The sequence below is a fragment of the Actinomycetota bacterium genome (assembly GCA_009923495.1).
In the GTDB taxonomy this organism is placed as follows: domain Bacteria; phylum Actinomycetota; class Actinomycetes; order S36-B12; family UBA5976; genus UBA5976.
Map to the genome: position 1 here is coordinate 1 of RFTJ01000032.1, position 3,660 is coordinate 3,660.

6 protein-coding genes are annotated in these 3,660 nt (G+C 52.3%); 4 read left to right on the top strand and 2 right to left on the bottom strand.

What is annotated here, in order from left to right:
• Positions 1 to 320, bottom strand: a 320-nt coding sequence (locus tag EBS36_07100; GenBank protein NBU32913.1) for an anthranilate phosphoribosyltransferase, incomplete at its 3' end; no start/stop codon positions are given.
• Positions 321 to 328: 8 nt separating this feature from the next.
• Entirely contained in the window at positions 329 to 730 is a 402-nt protein-coding gene (locus EBS36_07105) for a DNA-binding response regulator (GenBank protein NBU32914.1), read from the bottom strand.
• 149 nt (positions 731 to 879) lie between these two features.
• Here EBS36_07105 and EBS36_07110 point away from each other — a divergent pair, with 149 nt between their 5' ends.
• The 4 genes from EBS36_07110 to EBS36_07125 form a co-directional block, all read left to right on the top strand.
• Positions 880 to 1,425, top strand: a complete 546-nt coding sequence (locus EBS36_07110) for a heme-copper oxidase subunit III (protein NBU32915.1) — start codon at positions 880 to 882, stop codon at positions 1,423 to 1,425.
• A 61-nt stretch (positions 1,426 to 1,486) separates the two neighbouring features.
• Positions 1,487 to 2,224: a cystathionine beta-lyase gene (locus EBS36_07115; GenBank protein NBU32916.1), complete on the top strand. Its 738-nt coding sequence runs from the start codon at positions 1,487 to 1,489 to the stop codon at positions 2,222 to 2,224.
• On the top strand, positions 2,221 to 3,267 hold the full coding sequence (locus tag EBS36_07120; GenBank protein ID NBU32917.1) for a Rieske (2Fe-2S) protein: 1,047 nt from the start codon (positions 2,221 to 2,223) through the stop codon (positions 3,265 to 3,267). The genes EBS36_07115 and EBS36_07120 overlap by 4 nt, the downstream gene beginning before the upstream one ends.
• Positions 3,267 to 3,660: ubiquinol-cytochrome c reductase cytochrome b subunit (locus tag EBS36_07125; protein NBU32918.1), on the top strand; the 394-nt coding region annotated here is incomplete at its 3' end. The genes EBS36_07120 and EBS36_07125, both read left to right, overlap by 1 nt.

Below are 3,660 nucleotides of genomic sequence, written 5' to 3' on the forward strand. Positions count from 1 at the left end.
GCGCCAGCTACGGTCAAGGCAGCCATCGTTGAAATGTTGACCGTGTGTGCGCCATCGCCGCCGGTGCCGACCACATCAACGGCCAAGCGATCCAATTGAACTCGCACGGCGTTTTCCAGCATGGCATCAACCAGACCTTGCACTTCAATGGCAGTTTCGCCCTTGACCCGAAGGCCCATGATGAAGGCGGCGATTTGAGCGTCGGTTGCTGTGCCAGACATCAGGGTATGCATGGCCCAATGTGCTTGTTCAGCGGTTAAATCAGTGCCACGGCTAACTAGCGTGAGCACATCTTTCCAGGTAAAGCTTTCGGCGCTCATGACTGGCCTTATTTGGCAGGGGCTGACAATAAATCGAGAGCAGCCTGTACCAGCGAGCGTGGATCGATGGGATGAGCCACAATAGCCTCGGCGCGTGACCATGTGGCCAACCAACGATCGTCAGCGCGACCCACGAGCAAAATAGCCGGCGGGCAATTGTAAATTTCATCTTTAATCTGACGGCAAATTCCCATACCGCCAGCTGGAACTGCTTCACCATCTAAAATCACGAGGTCAAATGGCCGCTTATCAAGCGCAGCAATAACTGCAGGTTCAGTCGCGCATTCGAAAATGTCTACATCCGAGATGTCCTCGGAGGGCTTGCGACCAAGGCTGGTGCGAACGGTATTGCGAACGTTTACATCATCGCTGTAAACCAATACTTTTAAGACGCGATCTGGTGAACTCACATCCCTAGCCTAATGCAGGCTAAGTGTTACCAACCTCACGAGTGCTAAATCGGGTCCAAGGCGCAGAGTCGTGCCAATAAAGCACTAAACTTAAGGGCGTGACTACCTCTTCTGCCGTGCGAGTTCCACGTCAAGTTGACCGCCCAAATATGGTTTCCGTTGGCACCATTGTTTGGCTCTCTAGCGAATTGATGTTCTTTGCCGCCCTATTCGCGATGTACTTCACTTTGCGCTCGGTAAACCCAGAAATTTGGGCCGAAACAGTCAAGGATTTGAACATCCCGTTCGCTTCGGTGAACACGACAATCCTGGTGCTTTCTTCGGTTACCTGCCAGATGGGTGTGTTCGCAGCCGAACGGGGCAACGTCCAAGGGCTTCGTCGCTGGTTCATCCTGACCTTCCTGATGGGCGCGTTCTTCATTGGTGGCCAGGTGGCCGAATATGCAGCCCTGGTGCACGAAGGCCTGACCATCTCGTCTTCACCATATGGTTCAGCGTTCTATCTCACCACTGGCTTTCACGGCCTGCACGTAACCGGCGGGCTTATTGCTTTTCTTTATGTTTTAGGTCGAACCTATGCGGGCAAAAGTTTTACTCACGAAAAAGCGACATCAGCCATCGTGGTCTCTTACTACTGGCACTTTGTCGATGTAGTTTGGATCGGCCTGTTCGCAACAATTTATTTGATTAAGTAATCGACTCGAAAAGGAACTATTCGTGGCAATCAGCCGAAGGCACCCAGCAGCACTACTCGCTGTGCTCGTTGTTGGCCTAGCAACTACTGGAGTGGCCTACGCAGCCGCTAGTTCAAGTGCGCCGACGCAGAAAGTCGTTGCCTCACAAACCCAAATTGAGGAAGGCAAGCAACTGTTCCTCGTAGGTTGCTCTTCGTGCCATGGTTTAGCAGCGCAAGGGTCTTCTGATGGCCCATCCTTAATTGGAGTTGGCGCAGCAGCTGTTGACTTCCAGGTTGGCACTGGCCGAATGCCACTTGCCGCTCCTGGTGTGCAGGCCATGCCAAAGATGCCGGTCTATGACGAAGCCCAGACGGCGGCATTAGCGGCCTATGTGGCATCACTTGGCGCTGGCCCAGCAATTCCAACTGCCGATCAACTTAAAACCGACGAAGCAGATCTGGTTCTTGGGGGCGAACTATTTCGCACTAACTGTTCGCAATGTCATAGCTTCTCGGGTCGTGGCGGTGCGCTATCAGAAGGTCGAATGGCGCCGAGTTTGATGAAGTCTGATGCCAAGCGCATTTATGAGGCCATGATTACTGGACCGCAGGCGATGCCCGTTTTTAGCGATAAAACCATAACGCCACAAGAAAAGCAGGCAATCATCAAATACATCAAGGAGTTGCAGAAGCAGGAGAACCCTGGTGGCTTCTCACTGGGTCGCCTTGGCACAGTAACCGAAGGATTGTTTATCTTCGCCGTTGGCTTAGTGGCCTTAATTGGCGTTGCGGTTTGGATCGGAGCCAAAGCGAAATGAGCGACTTGGAGCATCTAGCAAATGAAGAGCCCATCGGCAGTGTTGACGGCATAGATGTTGTCAGCGGTAAACCAGTCTTCCCCCTAGGTCCGCACGCACCACGCCGAGCTGACATCGACCCCAAGGCAGCAAGACGAGCTGAGCGCCAAGTTGCGATTATGTTCGCCTCGGCTGCTCTGCTCATCTTGGGTTTTGTTGTGGTGTATGTGAAAGTGCCAACGAGTAAATCAGCCAACTTCCCAATCGTGGGCAATGCCAGCGTGAGCAATGTTTTGCTGGGCACACTCTTCGGCTTAGGCATGTTCCTGATTGGCGCTGGCGCAATTCACTGGGCTAAGAAACTCATGCCAGATGTTGAAGTTGCTGAAGAGCGCCATGAAATGCGTTCGACCCCAACTGCGCGTCAGGAATTTGCTGCTGCGGTTAAACAAGGCGCTGCTGAATCCGGTTTTGGCGAACGCAAAATCATCCGCCGCACACTTCTCGGAGCACTAGCACTCTTTCCAATTCCGCTGGTGGTATTACTTCGCGATCTTGGTCCAATGCCAGGTACACGTCTTCGCAAGACCCTTTGGGACTCGGGAGTCCACATTGTTACCGACCCAACGATGCGCAAACTACGCCCCGAGGACATTCCAATTGGTGGCCTAGTAAATGCGATTCCCGAGAATTTAGCGCACAAAGAAGAAGAAGACGGTAACCTCAACGAGCGCGGTAAAGCCTCTATCATTTTGGTACGCATGGATCCGGCTGACATTGTTTCGCAGCAAGGCAAAGACTGGGACTATCAGGGCATCCTTGCTTATTCAAAGATTTGCACTCATGTTGGTTGCCCAATTTCGCTCTACCAACAGCGCACGCACCACTTGCTGTGTCCGTGCCATCAATCTACATTTGATTTATCAGACTCGGGCAATGTGGTCTTCGGGCCAGCTGCGCGTCGCATGCCACAGCTTGCGATCACAGTTGATGCCGAAGGTTACTTAGTAGCGAAGCAAGGGTTCGCCGAACCCGTAGGACCAAGTTTTTGGGAGCGTGGCTAATGAGTACCACTCATTACGAAGATCCAACTACCCCAGTTGGTAAAGCAGCCGTTTATGTTGATGAGCGCTTAGCGCCTGCTGGTTTCATGAAGCGCCTACTCACCAAGGTGTTCCCTGATCACTGGTCGTTCATGCTCGGTGAAATAGCGCTCTACAGTTTCATCATCTTGCTACTTTCTGGCACCTATCTCACTTTGTGGTTCAAACCATCGATGACTGAAGTTATCTACAACGGTTCTTACCTTCCGCTTAAAGGCGTAAAGATGTCTGAGGCGTACTCCTCCACATTGGACATCTCGTTTGATGTTCGTGGTGGCTTGCTGATGCGCCAGATTCACCACTGGGCTGCGCTGTTCTTTGTAGCTGCAGTATCGGTGCACTTACTTCGCGTGT

Coding starts and splice junctions, on each gene's coding strand:
- EBS36_07110 (NBU32915.1), top strand. CDS start 880: ATGGTTTCCGTTGGCACCATTGTTTGGCTCTCTAGCGAATTGATGTTC.
- EBS36_07120 (NBU32917.1), top strand. CDS start 2,221: ATGAGCGACTTGGAGCATCTAGCAAATGAAGAGCCCATCGGCAGTGTT.